The 19,426-nt window shown below is 60.8% G+C and carries 16 protein-coding genes; 1 reads left to right on the forward strand and 15 read right to left on the reverse strand.

Features of this window, described 5'->3' with window-relative positions:
• Window positions 1-3: 3 nt before the first annotated feature.
• The 5 genes from K3F48_RS15025 to tviB all read right to left on the reverse strand — a co-directional run bounded on the left by K3F48_RS15025 (window position 4) and on the right by tviB (window position 6,040).
• Entirely contained in the window at window positions 4-1,449 is a 1,446-nt protein-coding gene (locus tag K3F48_RS15025) for an oligosaccharide flippase family protein (protein ID WP_222576249.1), read from the reverse strand.
• Between the two features lie 112 nt (window positions 1,450-1,561).
• The gene (locus K3F48_RS15030) at window positions 1,562-2,362 is read right to left on the reverse strand and encodes a hypothetical protein (protein ID WP_222576250.1); all 801 of its coding nucleotides are present in this window, start codon (window positions 2,360-2,362) and stop codon (window positions 1,562-1,564) included.
• Between the two features lie 80 nt (window positions 2,363-2,442).
• Window positions 2,443-3,516, reverse strand: a complete 1,074-nt coding sequence (locus K3F48_RS15035) for an SDR family oxidoreductase (RefSeq protein WP_222576251.1) — start codon at window positions 3,514-3,516, stop codon at window positions 2,443-2,445.
• Window positions 3,517-3,580: 64 nt separating this feature from the next.
• A complete protein-coding gene (locus tag K3F48_RS15040; protein ID WP_222576252.1) occupies window positions 3,581-4,717 on the reverse strand; it encodes an acyltransferase in 1,137 nt (378 codons plus the stop codon).
• Window positions 4,718-4,753: 36 nt separating this feature from the next.
• Window positions 4,754-6,040, reverse strand: a complete 1,287-nt coding sequence (tviB, locus tag K3F48_RS15045; RefSeq protein ID WP_222576253.1) for a Vi polysaccharide biosynthesis UDP-N-acetylglucosamine C-6 dehydrogenase TviB — start codon at window positions 6,038-6,040, stop codon at window positions 4,754-4,756.
• 233 nt (window positions 6,041-6,273) lie between these two features.
• Between tviB and K3F48_RS15050 the strand changes: the two genes are divergently transcribed.
• The gene (locus K3F48_RS15050) at window positions 6,274-7,041 is read left to right on the forward strand and encodes a YdcF family protein (protein WP_255609128.1); all 768 of its coding nucleotides are present in this window, start codon (window positions 6,274-6,276) and stop codon (window positions 7,039-7,041) included.
• On the opposite strand, the gene K3F48_RS15055 is transcribed toward K3F48_RS15050, so the two are convergent.
• The 10 genes from K3F48_RS15055 to K3F48_RS15100 form a co-directional block, all read right to left on the reverse strand.
• On the reverse strand, window positions 7,007-8,209 hold the full coding sequence (locus K3F48_RS15055; RefSeq protein WP_222576255.1) for a lipopolysaccharide assembly protein LapB: 1,203 nt from the start codon (window positions 8,207-8,209) through the stop codon (window positions 7,007-7,009). The genes K3F48_RS15050 and K3F48_RS15055 overlap by 35 nt on opposite strands.
• 1,203 nt (window positions 8,210-9,412) lie before the next feature.
• The gene (locus tag K3F48_RS15060) at window positions 9,413-11,707 is read right to left on the reverse strand and encodes a polysaccharide biosynthesis tyrosine autokinase (RefSeq protein ID WP_222576256.1); all 2,295 of its coding nucleotides are present in this window, start codon (window positions 11,705-11,707) and stop codon (window positions 9,413-9,415) included.
• Window positions 11,708-12,025: 318 nt separating this feature from the next.
• Window positions 12,026-12,766: a polysaccharide biosynthesis/export family protein gene (locus K3F48_RS15065; RefSeq protein ID WP_222576257.1), complete on the reverse strand. Its 741-nt coding sequence runs from the start codon at window positions 12,764-12,766 to the stop codon at window positions 12,026-12,028.
• Window positions 12,767-13,939: 1,173 nt separating this feature from the next.
• Window positions 13,940-14,251 (reverse strand): DUF5132 domain-containing protein, encoded by a 312-nt coding sequence (locus K3F48_RS15070; RefSeq protein ID WP_255609131.1) that lies wholly within the window; start codon window positions 14,249-14,251, stop codon window positions 13,940-13,942.
• 99 nt (window positions 14,252-14,350) lie between these two features.
• Complete coding sequence (locus K3F48_RS15075; RefSeq protein WP_222576258.1) at window positions 14,351-14,866, reverse strand: hypothetical protein; 516 nt, start codon at window positions 14,864-14,866, stop codon at window positions 14,351-14,353.
• A 107-nt stretch (window positions 14,867-14,973) separates the two neighbouring features.
• Window positions 14,974-15,414: a type II toxin-antitoxin system RelE/ParE family toxin gene (locus K3F48_RS15080; RefSeq protein WP_370631432.1), complete on the reverse strand. Its 441-nt coding sequence runs from the start codon at window positions 15,412-15,414 to the stop codon at window positions 14,974-14,976.
• On the reverse strand, window positions 15,320-15,595 hold the full coding sequence (locus tag K3F48_RS15085; protein WP_222576259.1) for a type II toxin-antitoxin system ParD family antitoxin: 276 nt from the start codon (window positions 15,593-15,595) through the stop codon (window positions 15,320-15,322). The genes K3F48_RS15080 and K3F48_RS15085 overlap by 95 nt, the downstream gene beginning before the upstream one ends.
• A 98-nt stretch (window positions 15,596-15,693) precedes the next feature.
• Window positions 15,694-16,080 (reverse strand): HMA2 domain-containing protein, encoded by a 387-nt coding sequence (locus K3F48_RS15090; RefSeq protein WP_222576260.1) that lies wholly within the window; start codon window positions 16,078-16,080, stop codon window positions 15,694-15,696.
• A gap of 52 nt (window positions 16,081-16,132) precedes the next feature.
• The gene (locus K3F48_RS15095) at window positions 16,133-17,380 is read right to left on the reverse strand and encodes an FAD-binding oxidoreductase (RefSeq protein ID WP_222576261.1); all 1,248 of its coding nucleotides are present in this window, start codon (window positions 17,378-17,380) and stop codon (window positions 16,133-16,135) included.
• A 153-nt stretch (window positions 17,381-17,533) separates the two neighbouring features.
• Entirely contained in the window at window positions 17,534-19,228 is a 1,695-nt protein-coding gene (locus tag K3F48_RS15100) for a hypothetical protein (RefSeq protein WP_222576262.1), read from the reverse strand.
• Window positions 19,229-19,426: the final 198 nt, after the last annotated feature.

A 19,426-nucleotide genomic window follows, 5' to 3' on the forward strand; every position in this document is an offset into this window, starting at 1 on the left:
GAGTCACGACGAGAACCCCATTTTCCGGAAGCCGAAGGCCTTTGCCTCGGCGAAGATCAACTCTCGATCCATCAGCAGACAAACCCCGATCAGGCCGACCGCCAAGCCGAGATGCGCGAACAATGCGCGAGGAAGCCACCAGGCGCCGGCCATGGCGATCGCCACCAAAACCAGGTAGGGAGCAGCAAGCCTGGATGTTCTAGACAATGCGTCGTTCACGTAGAGCAACAGACATGTCTCCAGCAGAATGCGCAATGACCAAGCGCCGGCTGCGCCTTGAATGTTCCAAAATTTTAGTCCGAGCCACAGCGCTGCAAAATAGGCGGGCATCTCGCAAAGATATACGATCGCCGCCGTACGCGCGTCGCCCGACGCCATCCGAGCGATGTGATGAGGAATGACCAGCGTGTTCAACCACACGCCCAATAGCAACAGTTCGGACACGCCGAAAGCCGCCTCGGAAAACGAAGGCCCCAGCCAGAAATCGTAGAAATCCCGGGAGAGAGAAACGCCGGCTATGACGACCGGCGTCATCACAGCGAGCAGAACCTTGCCATATCGATAGGCGAGAGCGCGGGCATCCGCCCGGCTTGCGGAGGCGAGACGCGGGAAAAGCGCGCTCGAAAAGCTTCCGGAGATGATCAGCGTCCGGGAGACGAGATCATAGGGTACGGTATAATTGGCGACCGCTGCGGCGCTACATTGAGAGGCTATGAGAAAACGATCGGACGTCAGTAAGACCGGGCCGAGAAAGGCCTTCATCGACACCCAGCCGCCATAGCCGAGCATGCCTTTGAAATGCGCCCAATCGATGCAAGGCCGGCCGACGAGAGGAACATGGCGGCGGCACAGCCAGAACAGCAGCATCGCCACCAAGACCCGCGATGCGAGAGCCGCAGGGACGAGCGCTTCGAGGTCGGTTCTTCCCGACAACGCAATTGCGAGAGGGAAGAGTTGGCTGCATGAGTTGCCCAGCACTTGAACGGCGCCGATCTCTTCGAAACGCAGTCTCGCCCCGAGCGCGCCCGCCATGGCGGTGATCGGCAACAGGAACGACGGCGCCAGAGACAGCCAGCACAGGGCGGCGCGCGCCTCCTCGCGTTTGCCGGCAGGCACGACGCCGGTGAGCTCGAGCAGCGAGCCCGAGAAGAGATACAGCAGGACGCCCGAGATCGCGCCTAGGAAAACCGTGCTGAGCAAAGCTGTCCATAACATCCTGCTCGGCTCCGAGCTGCTGTTCGTGGAGAGGCTCGCGATACGCTGACCTACCGCTATTCCAAAACCAAGGTCCAGGAAGCTGAAATAGGTCAATAGCGCCCAAATCACGGCGAGAACGCCGTAACGTTCTCCGCCTATCGCGTGAAGGTACAGCGGAACAGTCGCGAGACCGAGCGCCATCGGCAGAATCGCGCTGGCAATGTTCACCAATGTGTGACGCCCGACGCTCATTTCGCCTCTCGGACTGCGGGACGGACATTGTACGATCGGGAGCCTGCGAACTTGCTGGCGACCGACTGAATTCCCGTCGGATGGAAGCGCGCTCTCTGCAATACGACCCAATTCACGAAACGCACGCCGCAGCCATCTTGGTCACGTCGATAAAAGGCATCGCTTTTATCTGTTGCCAAAATTTATCCGTCGGCGCCAATGATCCGTCGGGATATGACTTCGTGAGCGGAACGTCGTCGATGTCGATTTTTTTCCAGTGTCCGGCAAGAACGTCATTGCGAACGAAAAACGCATTCACTCCGTTTCGGCTGATCTCGACCAAGCTGTAGTCGTTGTTGGCGCACAAATAATCGATGGCGGCTATGGACGCGCCGTAATATTCACCTGTCTCGTGCTTCTTCTTTCGATCGAAGGCGGGATCATAGGGGACGGTTATCGGCCTCAATCCGAGCGACACGTTGAACTCTGCGACGATCACAGCTGGCCTGATCGTTATGAGCTTTTCCAAGAACCAGAAATCATTGCCGTCGACGTCGACGGACAGCACGCCGACTTTTTTTGATTTCGCGTAATCGAGGATACGCTCCAGGGAGTCCAGATCGATCCACATTTCCTCCGCCCGAATGCCCCTGTGCAGAGTGAGCCTGGCAATTCGAACGTTATAGGCGCCGCCATCGACCAGAAGCCCTTTCCAGTCGCGTTTTTTGGCAAGCTCGACGGTGTTGAACTCGAATCCAGAAAAGCCGAACTCGATAAAGCACTTCGGAATATCGAGCCGAGACACGATGCGACGCAGAATCTCAGCCTCGTTGCTTTGTGAAGTCGCCCTCGTCGTCAGGTTCTTCACCAGGATGTACGGGACAGCCAACGGCGTCTTTTTTACGATCTCTTTGACATTGTCGACGACGAGCATTTTTTCCTCCCGCGGAATCTCCTCCTCGCCTCATCGGCGATGGACAATCTGTCGATGTAGATGAGCGGCTGCCGCCGATTTCAGCAAAGCTGATTCTTCGGCTCGGCGATCCGCGTTGCAGAACCGCCCTGGGCTTGCGCAATGTACCATGGCATCGCCAAGCTCAGCCCCTCGCGGATGCGATATGCGGGGGCATATCCGAGATGGGCGGCCGCCTTGCCGATGTCGGCTTGGCTGTGCCGGACGTCGCCGGGCCGGAAGTCGCGATAGATGGGCTCGGCGCGCTGCAAATGAGGGAAGGACGGCGCCAGCAAGCCGCGGAGTGTTGCATAGAGCTCGTTCAGGCTCGTGCGATCGCCGACAGCGACATTGTAGACTTGGTTCGACCCCGGCGGGCTCTGGGTCGTCGCTGCGAGAAGATTGGCTTCGACGGCATTCGCGACATAGCAGAAGTCGCGGCTCGTCGCGCCGTCGCCATGGATATAGACGGCGTCGCCCGCGATCATCGCAGCCGTCCATCTCGGAATGACGGCGGCGTAGGCGCCGTCGGGATCCTGTCGCGGCCCGAAAACGTTGAAATAACGCAGACCAATCGTCTTCATGCCATAGCAGCGCGCAAACACCTCGGCATAGAGCTCATTGACCAGCTTGGTCACGGCATAGGGGCTCAGAGGCCGGCCGATCGTTTCCTCGACCTTCGGCAGAGCCGGGTGATCGCCGTAGGTCGAGCTGCTGGCGGCGTAGACGAAGCGCTCGACTCCAGCATCTCGGGCCGCGACCAGCATATTGACGCCGCCGACGACATTCGCGCCATTGGCGCCGATGGGATCGACGATGCTGCGCGGAACGCTGCCGAGCGCGGCCTGATGCAGAACATAATCGACGCCGTCGCAGGCGCGGCGGCACGCATCCAGATCGCGGATGTCGCCTTCGATGAAATCGAACCTTTGCCACCGCTCCGGACCGACGAAGCTCTTCACTTCATCCAGATTGCGTCGGTAACCAGTCGCAAAATTGTCTAGCCCGACGACTCTCTGATCGAGTTCGAGAAGCGTCTCGAGAAGATTGGAGCCGATGAATCCGGCGACTCCCGTAACCAGCCATGTTCGCGTCGTTGCGCGCAGGTTCTGGCGCACGTCTTCATAATGCGTCATTGAAAGCGCCTTCAAATGCAGTCGACCGCCATGCTCTCCCGCGATCCGATCAGACGGAACCGTTCTATGCTTCGGAAATTTGTTGCGTCGCCGCGCGCCCGGCGGCTCTCAGGCGGCGGAGATAGTCGTTGCAAGGCTTTTCGACCAGAAGATAAAGAAGCCAACATATCATCAGCGTCGGAACAAGGAAAACTATCCATGCCCAGTACGAGCTGATTTCATAACCCCTGACATGGAACACCTCAAATAATGCAAAACTGATGACAACTAGTATTGCATAATGGAATACATATATAGAATAGCTGAAAGCTCCAAAACTGCGCAACTTGCCCCTCGTAAGTTCCGCAGGCAGGTTTCTGACTGCGAGCAGAGTGAAGCAAATCATAACAAAATTAGAAAAAAAGTTCGAGTAACCAATTACGTATTTGATCGACCACGCCGATACGATCAGACATGCCGAGCTGGTCCAAAATGCGATCGGGGACAGTCTCGGAATTTTGGCGTAATAGTAAAATCCGATCGCGCCGCAGAGGAACCAAAACAATTCATTGATCAGAAAATTGATAAATATCGATCCGGACGGATTGATGGCGACCCCGTACCTGGCGAGTCCAACCAGCGCGAATCCTACCGAGCAGGCAAATGCGAGGCGCATGCTGCCCTCAGAAAAAAGAATGATCGGACAAAAAATATAGAACAAAACCTCATAAGGGAGCGACCAAAATTGCGGCGTGAGGCTGGACGATGGATTAATATAAAACACCATTTTTACAATTTCATTGGCGCTACACAACTTTTCAGCGCATGTGGCGCTGAACACGTTATCCGGGCGCAGGAGCCCCATGCCGTAGCAAAGCGCGACAGCAAAGGCGACAGCCGCGATGAAGGGCGGCCAGATGCGGATCATTCTCTTCCTGTAGAAGAGGAGCGGATCGGGCGCCGACGCCATGGAGTGCGCCATGGCGATGCCGCTCACGCAGAAGAAAAGGATAACGAACTCCGTCCCGAGCGACGTGCCTTGCAGGATGGAAAGCGAAAAATAATCGAAGAACGACAGAGCCGACGAACCGGCTTCGCGAAAAACCGCCTTTCCCCCTTTAAAGAACGCGCCTCTCGTATGATTGACGAGAACATAGACGGCGGCGACGCCGCGTAGGAAATCCAGGGTTTCCGTCGTGACGGATTCTGCGTGTCGAGACATTTCAAATCGTCTCCTCTGCGACAATGATCCGTGCTTCTACAGGCGAACGTCCGCCTCCTCCGGCTTGAAAATATATTTCAGATCATAAAGCACATGCGTGCTCTTACCGAGCGCGCGAATTTTATTCACGCCGATTGCGCGAAATCGATCATGCGCGACAGCGACAATGATCGCGTCGTAAACGCCGTCCTGCAGCTCCACCACCGGCGTGATGCCATATTCATGTCGAGCCTCCTCGAGGCTGACCCATGGATCGTAGACGTCCGCAACGACATTGTATTCTTCGAGCTCACGGACGATGTCGACGACGCGCGTGTTGCGCAGATCCGGGCAGTTTTCCTTGAACGTCAGCCCCATCACCAGAACGCGCGCGCCTTCGACCTGAATGCGGCGCTTGACCATGGCTTTGACGAGCTGCGAGACGGCATAGGCCCCCATGCCGTCATTGAGCCGGCGGCCCGCGAGGATGATTTGCGGGTGGTAGCCGATCGCCTCGGCCTTGTAGGTCAGATAATAGGGGTCGACTCCGATGCAATGTCCACCGACAAGTCCCGGCCGAAAGGGCAGAAAGTTCCATTTTGTGCCCGCCGCCTCCAATACCGCCTCCGTCTCGAGGCCCAATTTGTTGAAGATGATCGCCAGCTCATTGATCAAGGCGATGTTGAGGTCGCGTTGTGTATTTTCGATCACCTTGGCGGCTTCCGCCACGCGGATGCTCGACGCCTTGTGGGTTCCTGCGACAATGATCTCGCGATAGAGTCGGTCGATGAGCTCGGCGACTTCCGGAGTCGAGCCCGCCGTGACCTTCTTGATGGTCGCAACCCGATGCGCCTTGTCGCCCGGGTTGACGCGTTCCGGGCTGTAGCCGACGTAAAAATCCACGTTGAATTTCAAGCCCGACACCGCTTCGAGCTCCGGCACGCAGTCTTCTTCCGTCGCTCCAGGATAGACGGTGGACTCGTAAACGACGATGTCGCCCTTGTTGAGCACCTTGCCGATGATGCGAGACGCCCTGATCAGCGGCGAGAGATCCGGGCGCTTGTGCGCGTCTATCGGAGTTGGCACGGTCACAATGTAGAAATTGCAGTCGACCAGATCGGACAGCTCGGTCGAGTAGCTCAGCCCGACGGCTTCGCTCAGCTCTTCCTCGGAGACTTCGAGCGTCATGTCCTGCCCGGCTCGGAGCGCGGCGATACGTGCGGCATTGATGTCGAAGCCGACAACCTTGCGACGCTTTCCGAACTCCGCCGCCAGAGGCAGGCCAACATAACCCAGCCCGATGATTGCGAGCCTGATGTCTGCGGTATTGTCGGTGATGCTCATGGCTTGCTTCGCTCTCTATCAAATTCACTGAAGACAAGATCGGCAATTGACGATAGGCGTCGCCAGGCTTCCAGTCCTGCAGGGGCGAAAAACGAAGGATGTCGAATCCCGTCGAATGCGCGGCGCCGCCTCTTGGGCAGTCACTATTGCGGTGACGAAATATCCGATCGGCGCCCGGATGCCCTCATGTCAGCGATTCCCGGCCGCGAAAAAAGAGTAGCCTTCTCGCGAAAATGCTATCAAACAAACGCGATTGGCTTCGACAACGAGAACGGCGGCCTCGGGTGTTGCTTTTTCCAGACGCAAAGCGAACGCCATCCTCGATTCGTCGTCCGAGGCGAACGCCTATCCGAATCATTCCGCTCGTGATCGCCGCGACGACGCGCACTCTCTTCGTAAGCGCAACCCTGGTCGGAGTCGACAGATTCCAGAGTTTTGACGATTTCGTCGTTCCGTCCGCCGCCGAGGTACGACGAGCCTCGGCGGCCGTCGTTTTCAGCGGCGCCTTCGAAAGGGTCGACGCCGGCCTTCGGCTCGTGAACGCGGGCGCTATTCCGCTTCTATATATTTCCGGCCTGAATGCAAATGCCGGCCTACGCCCGACTCATATCGTCAGTCAGTTCTCGACGCGCAATCCCGACATTGCCGATTTGCCGAGCCTCATCCAATGCTGTGTGCGGTGGGGCGAGAACGCCGACAACACGCTTCAGAATGCGTTCGAGACGAGATGTTGGGTGAAGCGCCGCAAGGCGCCGGGCGCATTGCTGTTGATTACCTCGCGGCGACATATGGCGCGCGCACTGACGGCGCTTTCGAGCGAGCTCCCGGAGCATGCGCTCATTCCCTACCCTGTGCCGGACGCGCCTGCATCGGGGTCGCCATTGCGGCCGCGGGCGTTCGAATATTTGAAATACCTCGCGACGATCGTCATCGTTCATATCCCGTCGATCGACGTCCTCCTCGGGATTAATCCACCATTGGCAAAAGGCTGCTCCCCGTGACGTCGACGCTCGGACCGGGTCTGCGAACCAACCGCAGGTTCCGGAAAAACACGGTTCCATTAGCCACCAGCTCGGGCGCGACTTTTGCGCTGAGCGCAAATCGCAGCACGGGAAAATCGCAGCCGTCGGCAGGCATTTCGAAGTCGACGTCGAGGTCCCGCCATGGCGTGGTTCCGCGCAACGGCTCCGTTTCCGCGAGCACACGCTCCCGTTCGCCACGGCATGAAATCCGCCAGACGACGCCGCGCGCGGCGCGCAAGCTATCGGCGCGCGCTTCCATTTTCAGTCGATAGTGCCCCGACGACAAAGATAGATATTGATGAACGGAGAGCTTCGGATTTCGCGCGCCGACGAACTCGATGCGAATCGCCCTTTTTCCACTTGAGTTCGGCTCCTCCACGAATCCGATGCTGCCTCTTGGGAACTCCGTCACATTCCACTCGAAGGGAATGTTGGAGGGACCTTCCGTGAAGTCGCCATCGAAAAGAAGCCTCGCTTTGGACTTCTTGGAGTCCGGAAGAAACTGTATCCAGGCCAGATACGCTTCCGCGATTCGACCTTGCTTCGTCAAGAGTCGAAGAATTGGAGCGAGGTCGTCGGCGCGAACCGCGTCTTGCTTTTTGGCAAGCTCCGCCAGCACTCTCAATCCCGAGTCCGCGTCCTGATAATCGCTGAGGCGCTCGAAAAGCGAGCGACGCCATGAAGGCCCTTCGGCCAGAAATTCGCTCAGCGCCGCATAGCTTCGAGCGTCGATAGCGGCGCTCGTCAGGAATTCGCCGATTATGTAGCGAATTTTTCCCCCGAGCCGCGACAATGCGTCGGCGGTCGCTATCGCTCCGAGATAGTCGGCATGGCTCACCTGAAGGTCGAGCAGTCTCGTATGCGAGGTCACATCTCGGAGCGAGCGATCGCCGGCGAGGCGCAGCAGCGCGACGGATCGAGGCCGATCGCCCATGCGCGCGGCAATGTCGGAGAGCAGCACGAGCGCGCGCTGCTGCGACGGATCGGACATCAGGCTGAGCTGCGCGAACGCCTTCGCCGTGCTCAGATCGCTGTCGCGAAGATTGACGCTCGGATGCTCCTGCACATAACGCGCTGGCGCCGGCGAGCGACGGCCGGCGTCGAACGCAGGCTGGAAGAGTAAATTCGGCCCGACCTGCGCCTCCACCGCAGCCACAACCGCCGCTGCTCGGCTGTAATAGCCCCTGCTGGACTGCAGATCGATCCATCTCGCGATCGAAGCCAGATCGCCGATAATCGGGCGCTCGGCTCTTGCCAGCAAGACATTTACAGCGCGCGCCGGCGCCCCTTCGTCGAGCACGAGCTCCTTGTCTTTCGCTGGTCGGAACAAGATGCTCCGCTGACGCTCCGCGCGCGTCGTCGAGGTCGCTCTGACGAAATGCTCCTCCGCTGACGACAACAGAGCAACAGAATTGTCCGCACGCCAAGCGAGCGCCGCTGTAGCCTCCCGCGCTCCGTAATGATCCGATACGGTCGTCGCCAATATGAGCCATGCGATCCGGAACAGGCCCAGCGTCAAGACGAGGCCGGCTCCGAATTCGACGGCGACCGCCGATCGTCCGCCGAGGGGACTGTCGTTCCTCATCTTACCGCTCGACGACTGCGTTGCTGCATTCAGCCGAGGCGTCTTTCCTGCAGCTGTCGCGCATTTCGACAATCGATGGTCGTGGCGCCAGGCTCGCGCGCCACAATTCTGCGTCTAGAAAATGGGCGTCCGATGCGCGGTCCTGCAGCATGGCGACGGCGACCCCTATCCCCGCGATCGCCATCGCGGACACGATCGTGATCACGATTCTGGATTGTCCGGAACCTCTCGCTTGCGATCGCGCATGCGGCCTCGCCGCCACTCGGCTTCGCGGTGCGGCGAGATGCGGCCGCGAGCCATGTCGATCTTCGTCAGGTCGCATCACGCCTTTTTGCAGCAGGCCGTCGAACGGTCCATGATCGAAAGATCGGGAATCGGCCGCCATATCATTCCACGCCGTCACGACTCTCGCCATAAGAGCGGCCTCCCAGACGTCGCCATTGACATCCGGATGAAGCCATTTGATCAGCCAATGCTTGTGTCGAAGCGCGATTTCGCGCGCCTCGGAACCGCGTAGACCGAGAACGCGCGCTGGCGGAGCGCCCGGAAAAAGCAAGGCGACATGCAGATAGTGCATCGCGGCCGCTCGGACGACTTCCGGCTTTCGCCCGGTCAATTTCTGCAACTCGCGGCATGTATCGTGGCAACCGGCGGCGGCCTTGATCAGGTCGAGAACGTCATCCGGCACCGGCTGATGCCGCAGTTCCTGAGCCAGCCAGGGCATTTGCACGAGCTGCAGGGCGATTTGAATGGAATGTTTCGCCATCAGCGCGCCGCAGACGACTCCGTCGAACGCTCGAGTTGTGGCGAGTCGCGCTCGGCGTCGGTTCCGTAACCATAGTCATATCCGTAACCGCTGACATCGCCATACGGCTGACGATCGAGGCGGTACCTGTTGAGAACTCCACCGAGCAGATGCGCGCGAGCCATGCCGAGACGCTTGAGCGCGATGCCGACGACATCTCGACGGGTTGCCCCGGCCGAGATCACGAAGACGACCTCGCCGGTCGCGTTTGCGATCAAAGGAGCGTCGGCGAGGCCGAGGACGGGCGGCGCGTCCACGATGATCAGATCGAAAAACTCGCCTCCGAGCGAAATAAGCGACGAAAATTTCGAACCGCTGAACAGGTCCGCGGCATTTGGCGGCAATGGACCAGAGGCGATGAAAAATAGATTCTCGATGTCGGTTCGCTGCACAACCTCCGAAGCCTGCATGGCTCCGGCGAGGTAGCTGCTCAGTCCTACCGAGCTCGAAAGCCCGATTGCCAGGTGAAGCGAGGGTTTTCTGAGATCGGCGTCGATCAAAAGGACGCGCATTCCCTGCTCCGCGCAGATTTTCGCAAGGGCAAACGACGTGGTGCTCTTGCCTTCCCCCGGCCTCGCGCTCGTAATGGCAATGCTTTTCGGCAGTCCGTTCGGGGACGAGAATTGCAGCGCCGTCTTCAACGACCGCAAGGCTTCCGATACGTTGGAACGTCGATCCTGCAGCGCCGCCTTTATCGACGCTTCGTCTTCGGTTGCCGGAACCAGCCCCAGCAGCGTCAGCCCGAGTCGCGTCTCGACGTCCTGCGGAGATTTCACGGTATTGTCGAGATACTCGATGATCAGGGCGGCCACGATGCCACAGGCGAAGCCCACGAGCACGCCGACGAGAAGGTTCCTGAACAGATTCGGGGAATGGGGCGTGCTCGGCCTTTCTGCAGGATCGACCACGGAAATATTGTTCGAGTCCAATGCCCCGAGGACGCTGATCTCTTTTGCGCGCTGGAGCATCTGCTCATAGAGGATTCGATTGGTCGAGACCTCTCGCTGCAGCATGTCATATTGGATGGCGCGAGCCTGTTCGTTGATGAGATTGGATTTGAACTGCTGCAGCTGCTTCTCCAACTCGGCTTCCTGATTCTTTGCGGCAAGATATTGCGTTCGAATGGAGTCCTTCACGACGGCGATGATTTTGGCAGCCTGATGATCGAGCTCGTCCATTTGCGATTTGATTGCGACCATCGCCGGGTAGCTCGGCTTGAAAAGCGGCGCCTTCTGCTGGTATTCGGCGGCCAGGTTCGCCCGCTTTTCCCGGTTTGCCGACATCCCTTTATTGTCGAGCACCTGCGGCAGGCCATACACATTATCGGTCTGAGCCATAGCCCAAAGCTGCTCCAGCCTCGTTCTTTCGATTTTCGCGTTGCTCAGGTTCGTGTTCGCCGTCGCCAGGTTGATGGACGCCAGGGTCGATTTGTTGTCACCGAGGCCGGCGCTCATGAGCTGCTCGCGCTCTCCGTAAGCAATGACCTCGGCCTCGCTTTTTTCCAGCTTCGCCTTCAACTCCCGAAGCCGGTCGTCCAAATAGCTGCGCGCATATGTGGACGCCTCGAATCGGCGCTCCAGATTGCGGCTGGTGAAAACATCGGCGACCCCGTTGACGATCAACTGCGCCATGCTCGGATCAGGATCGAAATAATGGATCATCACGAGCCGGGACCCTCGCTTCGGCTCGACGACGAGATTGCTGGCGAACTTCGCCACCGCCGCGCGTCTGCGGGACAATGCATCGGCCTCGGACGGTCCTGCCGAAACAACGCCCCACAAGCGTCGCGCCCATCCCTGCGATTGCGGTGGGACAAATCTCGGATCGTCGAGCAGTCCGAGCCTTACCGCGATCTGTTCCGCGAGCGAACGACTTTGCAGAAGATCATACTGCGTCTTGTAAAACTCCCCGTCGCCCCTCCCGCCTTCTTCACCAGTTTCAACGCCTTGACTCTGCGTGAAGCGGGTTTCGTGTCGTTCGATCTGAATAACCGCGGTCGCCCGGTAGACCGGCGTCTTCAGCAGCGTCACGAACAATGCGAGCACGGCAAAGGCCGAGACGACGCTCGCAATCAGCTTGATATGTCGGAGAAGCAGCCGCCAATAGACAAGGACATTGAAATCGCTATTGCCGTTCGCTCCGGTCATGTTGGAAGCGAGCAGCTGAAGCCCGGGCACATTATGGGTCGGGATAGCGCCGGCGCCGGCGCTCGGCAAACCCGAGTGATCGAACTGATGCCCGTTCTCGACTTTCATTTCGTCAGCCTGTTTGACCGTTGGAGAGGCGTTTGGCGATCTGCGGAGGAAGCTGAAGACAGACCAACCATGAAGATGAGCCGATCATGGCGGTCGCGTTGGCGCTCGCCGCTTGCATTCGGCCAGAAAATGGCAAGCGCAATGCGCGCCAAATCACGCGCTAGATCTCGTGGCCAGCGTCATCGAATTTGATGGGCTTGAAAGAGCGAGCCTGAAGGCTCGCTGTCGAGAGGCTTCGAATTCGTCGATTGCAGGCGACTGACATTCTCGAGTTTGAGCGAATTCCGACCGAATGATTCCGTTCGATCGGAAAGCGCTCTAAGGGACAAAGCGCGCCGCGACCCCCACCCCTTGTATTCCAACGCCGAACAGGTCTTTGAACTCTGTCCACGCGGATCTGATCGCAGATTCTCCGACCACGACGATGTCTCCGGCGACGAGAACCGGATCTTCCCGTTCGCCCGAGCGAATGGCCGAAAGATCATATCGATTGGCGACACGCGCATTGTCGACAGTCCGAAAGACCGCGACGTCTCGATCGGCGGACCTCGTCAGTCCTTTGGCCTGGGCGATCGCCTGCAGCAGCGTCATCCGGCCCGTTATCGGGTAGACGCCCGGCGACGTCACGGAGCCTTCGACCGTAAATCGCTGGCTCAGGTAATCCTTCACCGAAACATGGACGTCTGGGGAATGAAGATAGTTCGAGCCGAGCCGAGCGGCGATCGCAGTCTCCAGCTCCTTGACGCTTTTTCCCTTCGCCTGCAATTCTCCGATCAACGGCATCGAGACATGGCCGGTGCTCGACACCTGTCGCGTCCCGTCGAGCTCCTTCACCTGAAAGACCGTAATTTCGAGAACATCGAGCGGTTGTATCTTGTAGTCGGCATCCGACGGGTTCGACAAGGGAATCTTCGATTGCGCCGCCGGAGCGTAGGCGCGATCGCGAGCAAAAGACCCTGTCTCATCATTGAAGGAGCCGACGCTTTCACTGCAACCGCCGAGCGCCAGCACTATGCAGGACGTCGCCAGCACATGCCGGCGCCTCGCTCCCTTGGCCATCGTGACCGAGCCTCGCCTGTCGATATTCAAGACCTCGGCCCTCCCGCGAATGTCTCGACGCATCGCGGCTCGACATTTGTCGATCTTCCGCAACGCGCGCCGTTCGATCTGCAATGGCGCCGCAATTTGTGACGCCGACGTCAGCAACCAAGTCTCATCGGAATTGCGAACGACCGCCAAGGGGCGCGTCGCCTCGCGTCGCTCAGAGTCACGATCTTTCCGAACCGGATGGATACGCGCCCGGAGACGACGAGCGTCACGCATGTTCCCGCCTCGTCGATGGCTCCTCGAGAGTCGCGCTGCGACTGCGAATAAGCGCCTCGAGAACAGGAAAACGACGATGTCGACGTTCGTCCCATGCTACCGCACTTCGGGTGAAGCCGCTCACCCGAAGCCCAATCCCTGTCTTCGAGGCGCGGCCGGCGTCGTTTACGCCTTCGCCGCGTCGTCGAGTGATGTCACGCGATGCTCTCGATCGGCCGATCGCTCAGAATGCGTTGCATCTCTGGCTGCTCGTCGGCGAGACATGTTGCGCGATAGATTCCGGCCTGCGGCAGCTCGCGCCCTGCCCGTCGAACAGCGGCCACGTCCACACGATCGCATCGGGAGAGCGCGCGCGACTTTGGCCATGCGCGACGTCGGCTTTCGCGATCAGAGAAAAATCGACGAGCAGCAAATGTGGTTGTCGCATCTACCACAGCCTCGAATCGCAGGAATTGCTGGTTCGCAAAGCGGAACGACGACAAATCTCGAAACGCATTTTTGGGCGCCAGCCCGCGCCCTAGATACGGTACATTCGATTGACAGGCTCGCTAGGAAAGTTACCTATGTCTTGCGGCGACGTCACATTGATCGGGCTCCGACCGCAAGGAGCCGATCCGTGGTCGTCTCAGGCGTCCGTCATCGCGATTGGCCTGACCTTCTGGCTCGACTGGGCAAGAGTTTGGACATCGAGGCGTTGGCTGTGGAAAAGCGAGCGCTCGTTCGCCGTCGCGGCGTTCCCGACACGAAGGCGCGGCTTCGTTCGGCTTTGACGCGGGGACCAGGCGGCATGTCGCTGCAGCAGACCGGCCGCCTATGGCCGCGCGGTGTTCGCCGGAATGAAATGGGCGTTCTGATTGCGCCTTATCGGATCGTCGAGAGCGTTTTGCCCTCGACGATCATTGTCGCGCGTCAGGCGGGAGTGGGCTCTTGCTCCAGCCGCGCAGGACGCTCGCGCCTGCGCGAGGCCTCGTGCTCTTGCTCGCCGTGCGGACTCTCCTGCTCGCGCTCGGCGCGCGCCTCCGCGATCAGATCGCCGGCGGCTTCGGTCACATTGGCGAGCGTCGTCTCATAGAAGGCGATCCCGGCCTTGATCGCGCCCTTGGCGACCGGACGCAGCGCCCGCCGCACGCCGGGAAACAGAGCCGGAACCACAATCAGGGCTCCGATGCCGATCGCCACCGGACCCAAGGCCTCCTCGAAGACATCCTCCAACAGCGCCATGCTGTCCTCCTTCCGAGTGTCATCGAATCGCCATCTATCCACTCTCGGCGGGCGTTCAAGGCCGTGCGGCGGCGCGTCGGCGCGGACTCGGCCGCGTGCTCACGCGCCGGCTTCGCCGGCGAGACGGTCGCGCGCCCGGCTGCGTTCGAGCAGCAGCCGGCGCTTCACGATCTTGCCGCCGACATAGAGAAGCAGCAGCATGCCCGCCGAGGCGGGATTCCCGCGCGCGAGCTTCACGACGAGGATGATGCCGAGGACCAGCGCGGCTGAGGCGCTCTTCGTATCGATCCGGCCGCCGCTCCATTGGCGCAGCCGGGCGTCCGCCGCGAGCGGCGAGGGCGCCGTCTCGCGAGGCGCGACGAGCCGCTGCGGCTCACCCATGATCGTCACAATGTCCTCGCGCCTCAGCAGATCGAGCACGAGGCCAGAGTCGCGCGAATGAATCACGACGCTCGCCGTAGCGGGATTCACATCCACGCGCGTCACCGGCGAATAGTCGCGCAGACGCTCGCGCAGCGCCTCGAAAAAGGCCCGGTCGCGCAGCCTCTCCTTCACGGCGAGGCGCAGCCTCTTCGGCGTCTGGTGAGCGATGCGGCATTCCGTGATCGCGGCCATTGCGCGGAGCCTCCCGACGAGAGCGAACGGACACATCGAGGATAATGTCACGTCTTCCGCCTTCAAGAGCGACGAAGGGCCGCGCTTCTCGAGGAAAAGCGCCCGGATCAGAGGTCTGGGACGAGCTCTGGCGGAAGGTGGCGCGCCAAATCCATGGCGTCATGAAGGATGCGAAGGATCTCGATCACATGACCCGGCGCGGCGCGATATATGACGAGATGACGTCCGCGACGCCCTCTGCGTGCGACGTGAAGCGTTCCCAGCTTCGGCAGAATTTCATCGCGCGCGATGCTCCCGAGGACGTCAGGACCGGCTTCCAGCGTCGCGAGAGCTCCACGAAGCGTCTGACGATAGAGGCCAACTTGCCGCTCGCCGAATTTGTCCTTCGTGCTTTGCAATATGTGGATGAAATCCTTCTCGGCCTCTTCGCCGAGACGAATGCGCCATGCGGCGTCAATTCGACCCCGAGCCGGAAACGACGCGATCGGCCAGCTCGTCCAGATGCGCGACGAGCGCCGCCACGTCGGCGAATTCCGTGAACGCTCCACGATCGAATGCGGCAGCGCCGGTTCGGGCGGCGGTGCGTAGCGCCTCGAGCTTCGCAGCCTCCAGGGACTCCCGCCGCTCGATCATGCGCAAGCCTTCACGCAGAACCTCGCCGGCGTTCTGATAGCGGCCGCTCCGCACCAGAGCATCGATCCTGTCAAAACGACGTTGCGTGCTCGGCATCGAACGGCTCCTCGACTGGCATGATATGCCAATGGCGATTTCTATCCACTTCGGAGGAGCCGAGGGAATGGAAGCCGGGCTCGAAAAGCAAAAAAAAATCAGGCGATCATTCGGACAAGCGCGCCGGCCGAACGGCCGAGCACATGCTTGACCACCTCGCCGGCGACAGCCTCTGCGATCGCCCCTGTCGCAACCGACGCCATGGAGTTGGTCGCGAAGCTGCGGGACGGAGGGGCGGCGGCGCTCTGCGGCTCGGCGTCGAGATAGCCGAGGCGGCGTAGCGTCGACCACAGCGCCTCGGTCTCGAAGGACGCGCGGTCGTAGAAAATGGTCACGCTGCCCGAATGGCTGCTGATCGACGCGGATCTGACGCCCGCGATCGCGAGCAATTCCGAATGAAGTGGCACGATGGCGCGCGCGTGCCCTTTGAGGCGCGCGAGGCGGACGCGCAGCCGGCCCGGAACGTGATGGAGATGCAGCACCATGGAATCGAGGCCTAGCCGGCTTCCGTTGCAGAAGTGTGACGGCCTCGAGACTTCAAAATCTTTCCACCCTGTAGGGCGTCGGATCGGTGAAGGGCTCCTCGCCGGTCATCATTTCGGCGAGCAGCCTTCCGCTGACCGGACCCAAGGTGAAGCCATGATGCTGATGGCCGAAGTCGAACCACAGCCCCTCGTGGCGCGGGGCCTTGCCGATCACCGGCAGCATGTCCGGGAAGCAGGGGCGGCAGCCCATCCAGGGCTTGGGGTCGAGCCGCTCGGCGAGCGGAAACAGCGTGCGCGCCAGCGCCTCGTCGCGGTCCACCTGCACGGGGGTCGGCGGCGCGTCGCGGCGGGCGAATTCCGCTCCCGTCGTCAGCCGCACGCCGCGCGTCATCGGCGCCAGCACATAGCCATTGTCGGCGTCGAGCACGGGATGCGAGAGGCGCGCGCCCTCGGCGACGCCGTAATGCATGTGATAGCCGCGCTTGACGGCGAAGGGCAGATCATAGCCGAGCGGACGGAAGATCTGGTCCGACCAGGGGCCGAGGGCGACGACGAGGTCGCGCGCGATCAGCGCGCCCTCATGCGTCGGCACGCTCCAGCGGCCGTCGCGCGTCTGCTGCAGCCCACGCACATCGCCGGCGAGGAAGCGGCCGCCGCGCCGCTGGAACAGATCCGCATAGGATTGCGCCACCGCGCTCGGATCGGCCACCGAGGCGGTGTCGAGGAAATGCACCGCGCCTTTCACCGGCGAGAGCGAGGGCTCCAGCGCAGCGAGGGCCGCCGTGTCGAGCGTTTCGATCCGCAGCGAGAAGCTGCGCAGCGTCTCGGCGTCGGCGATGCCTTTGGCGAGCGTCTTGTCGCTGCGATAGAGCTTGATCCAGCCGATGCGCCGCACGATATCGCCGGCGCCCGAGAGCTGGATCAGCGCGTCATGCTCCTCGAGGCAGCGCTCGACCAGCGGCAGCGCGTCGTGCGCATGGCGCTCGGCCCGTCCCGGCGCGCTCTCGCGGAAATAGCGCCACAGCCAGGGCGCGATGCCGGGCAAAGCGGCGAAATGATAATGCGCCTGCGGCGACAGATTGAGCGCATAGCGAAAGAGATCGCCGAGATCGCGCGGAAACAGATATGGGAAGATGGAGGCGCGCTCGATCAGCCCCGCATTGCCGAAGCTGGTCTCGAGCCCTGCGGCGCCGTGGCGGTCGACGAGCGCCGTGTCGCGGCCGCGCGCCTGCAGATGCAGGGCGGCCGACACTCCGACCATTCCGGCTCCGAGCACGGCGACATCGGCGGTCTGCTGCATGAGACTCTCCAAACAAGCGGAATCGTCATGAATATGGCCGCGAGAGGCGGGAAACGCCAGCGCGGGCGCAGGTTCATGCGGAGCAATATTCCGGCCAGACGGAGATCATCCGGCGCGCCAATCCTTCGGGCGGAAACAGGCCTCGGCGCCTCCTCAACGACGATTCCGTTTGAGTTCCAGATAATACGATACCGGCGCGGTCAGCCTGTGAACCAGTCGCGGATCGGTGTCGGCGAGGCCCGGCAGCCGGCCCGTGTCGAGACGCCGAGCGATCTCGTCGTCTTCGATCAAGCCGATCAGCCCGCCTTTCAGTATGGAGCGCAGCTCCTCGTCCTGATGAACGCGCTTTTGCCGCGCTGTCGGCGCCGGAAGCTTCAGCTCCTCGGGTTCTGATCGCACGGCAAGCGGCATCGTCATTTTTTCGAGCGCCCCCGCATAGGCGGCGCCGGAGGCGACGGACGGATGCCACGCCCCTCCGGTTATCGGGAAGAACGCTAGAGGCGGATAGAGCGCCAACATCAAGTCGAATGCGACCTTTCCTCGCGCTCGCAGCTCGCCGGGCAGCACGTAGGACGCAGCGAGCGCCAGGAACGAGTTCGCCGGATTCGCTTGAGCGAATAGGCGCCTTCTCGCGCGGGTCGCAAGGCCGGCATGAAAACGGTTTCGAGAATAAATATAGAGAAGATCGACGGCCAGCAGCGGGTCCTCCACTGCGAAGCTCGAGGCAAAATTTGTAGCCTGCTCGACACGCGCTCTCGCATAGTTGGAAGACCACAGGGACCAATATTTATACTTCCGCGTGAAGGCGTCGACAGCGCCGGGCAGGCTGTTCTTGATCTCCGGCCTCGAGCCGACGATCATAGGCGCAAAGAACCCCCGAAAGGTCTCTCCGCTTGCTCCGCCGATGACCAATCTGTCCGGCAACGGAGAGTCGCAATAGTAGCTGACATCGTCCATCTGGCGAACGAGGCCGTTCTTGGCCTTCGCGAGCTGCACGGCCTCCGAAGCAGAGACTTCGTACGTATAAGGCGAGCTCGCCCGTCGAATGCCGAATGTCGTCCGAAGCAGAGAGGCGATGATCTGATCCGGGTCTGTCAGCTTCCCTCGGCAATATCCCGCGAAGGAAAGATCCTTCACGCCGAGCAGGGCCGCGAGAACGACCCTGCTGTCGCGACCGCCGGTTATTTCCTGCACTTTATACTGATGCGGAGTTTCGCCGACCGCAATCGCGGCGGAGCGGATCTGCCCCACCGCGCCGGAGAGCAAGGCTTCGTAGGAATGCTTCCCCGCCCTCGCGTCGGCGATGAAGCGCCAGAACGAGCGGTCCAGGAGCCGCAGCAGACCGTCGCGCTCGAGCTTCACATATTGATGCAAAGGGACGAGCTCGACTTCGGCGTAGCCGCTCGATGGCGCGAGCGGCGATCCGATGCAGAACAGGTCCGCGAGCGCATTCGGGTCCGGGGTGAGGGCCAGGCCCAGCTGGCGGGCCGCGGCGTCGAGCGGCTCATGTCCGTTCGCCACCAACACATAATCGGCGGTTTGGAGGACGAGCAGATAACACAGTCCGACAGGATCCGTCGCAAAAACCGCTTCGTTCTCGTCGATCAAGACGAAGCTGTATTCCCCCGTCGGCGCCTCTTCGCTGCCCACCGGAGCGACGCCGTCGATGAAACGCTCAGCCGCCTGCAGGCTGACGCCGTTCGCATCTCCCTCGCAAAAGAACATCGGAAGCGATGCGAATGTCGGAACCCCGACGATCTCGGCCCGCCCGTCCCAGAACTTTTGCCCCCCCAATAAAGGAGCCCGGCCATTGCCATAGAAGACTGCAGCGTAATCGGCGACGCTCATGAAATCCTTTCCGACAATGGAACGCTGCGCAACCAGTTCATGCGCCACGCCTTCGGTCTCGCTACATCATCCGCCGCTTCATCACAAGGCGCCAAAATCCGGATCGGCGTCCGATCCAAATGGATCGGATGCTGATCTAGGCATATTCGACGAGCCGAACTATACGGACGTCACGCCCCCGACCGACCACGGAGCCCC

Source organism: Methylosinus sp. Sm6 (assembly GCF_019802345.1).
In the GTDB taxonomy this organism is placed as follows: Bacteria; Pseudomonadota; Alphaproteobacteria; order Rhizobiales; family Beijerinckiaceae; genus Methylosinus.

What these genes read in the sequence shown, in the direction of transcription:
- K3F48_RS15035 (WP_222576251.1), bottom strand. Translation starts at nt 3,516, where the DNA reads ATGACGCATTATGAAGACGTGCGCCAGAACCTGCGCGCAACGACGCGA.
- K3F48_RS15095 (WP_222576261.1), bottom strand. Translation starts at nt 17,380, where the DNA reads ATGCAGCAGACCGCCGATGTCGCCGTGCTCGGAGCCGGAATGGTCGGA.
- K3F48_RS15090 (WP_222576260.1), bottom strand. Translation starts at nt 16,080, where the DNA reads ATGGTGCTGCATCTCCATCACGTTCCGGGCCGGCTGCGCGTCCGCCTC.
- K3F48_RS15070 (WP_255609131.1), bottom strand. Translation starts at nt 14,251, where the DNA reads ATGGCGCTGTTGGAGGATGTCTTCGAGGAGGCCTTGGGTCCGGTGGCG.
- K3F48_RS15100 (WP_222576262.1), bottom strand. Translation starts at nt 19,228, where the DNA reads ATGAGCGTCGCCGATTACGCTGCAGTCTTCTATGGCAATGGCCGGGCT.
- K3F48_RS15075 (WP_222576258.1), bottom strand. Translation starts at nt 14,866, where the DNA reads ATGGCCGCGATCACGGAATGCCGCATCGCTCACCAGACGCCGAAGAGG.
- K3F48_RS15060 (WP_222576256.1), bottom strand. Translation starts at nt 11,707, where the DNA reads ATGAAAGTCGAGAACGGGCATCAGTTCGATCACTCGGGTTTGCCGAGC.
- K3F48_RS15040 (WP_222576252.1), bottom strand. Translation starts at nt 4,717, where the DNA reads ATGTCTCGACACGCAGAATCCGTCACGACGGAAACCCTGGATTTCCTA.
- K3F48_RS15065 (WP_222576257.1), bottom strand. Translation starts at nt 12,766, where the DNA reads ATGGCCAAGGGAGCGAGGCGCCGGCATGTGCTGGCGACGTCCTGCATA.
- K3F48_RS15050 (WP_255609128.1), top strand. Translation starts at nt 6,274, where the DNA reads ATGCTATCAAACAAACGCGATTGGCTTCGACAACGAGAACGGCGGCCT.
- K3F48_RS15030 (WP_222576250.1), bottom strand. Translation starts at nt 2,362, where the DNA reads ATGCTCGTCGTCGACAATGTCAAAGAGATCGTAAAAAAGACGCCGTTG.
- K3F48_RS15085 (WP_222576259.1), bottom strand. Translation starts at nt 15,595, where the DNA reads ATGCCGAGCACGCAACGTCGTTTTGACAGGATCGATGCTCTGGTGCGG.
- K3F48_RS15025 (WP_222576249.1), bottom strand. Translation starts at nt 1,449, where the DNA reads ATGAGCGTCGGGCGTCACACATTGGTGAACATTGCCAGCGCGATTCTG.
- tviB (WP_222576253.1), bottom strand. Translation starts at nt 6,040, where the DNA reads ATGAGCATCACCGACAATACCGCAGACATCAGGCTCGCAATCATCGGG.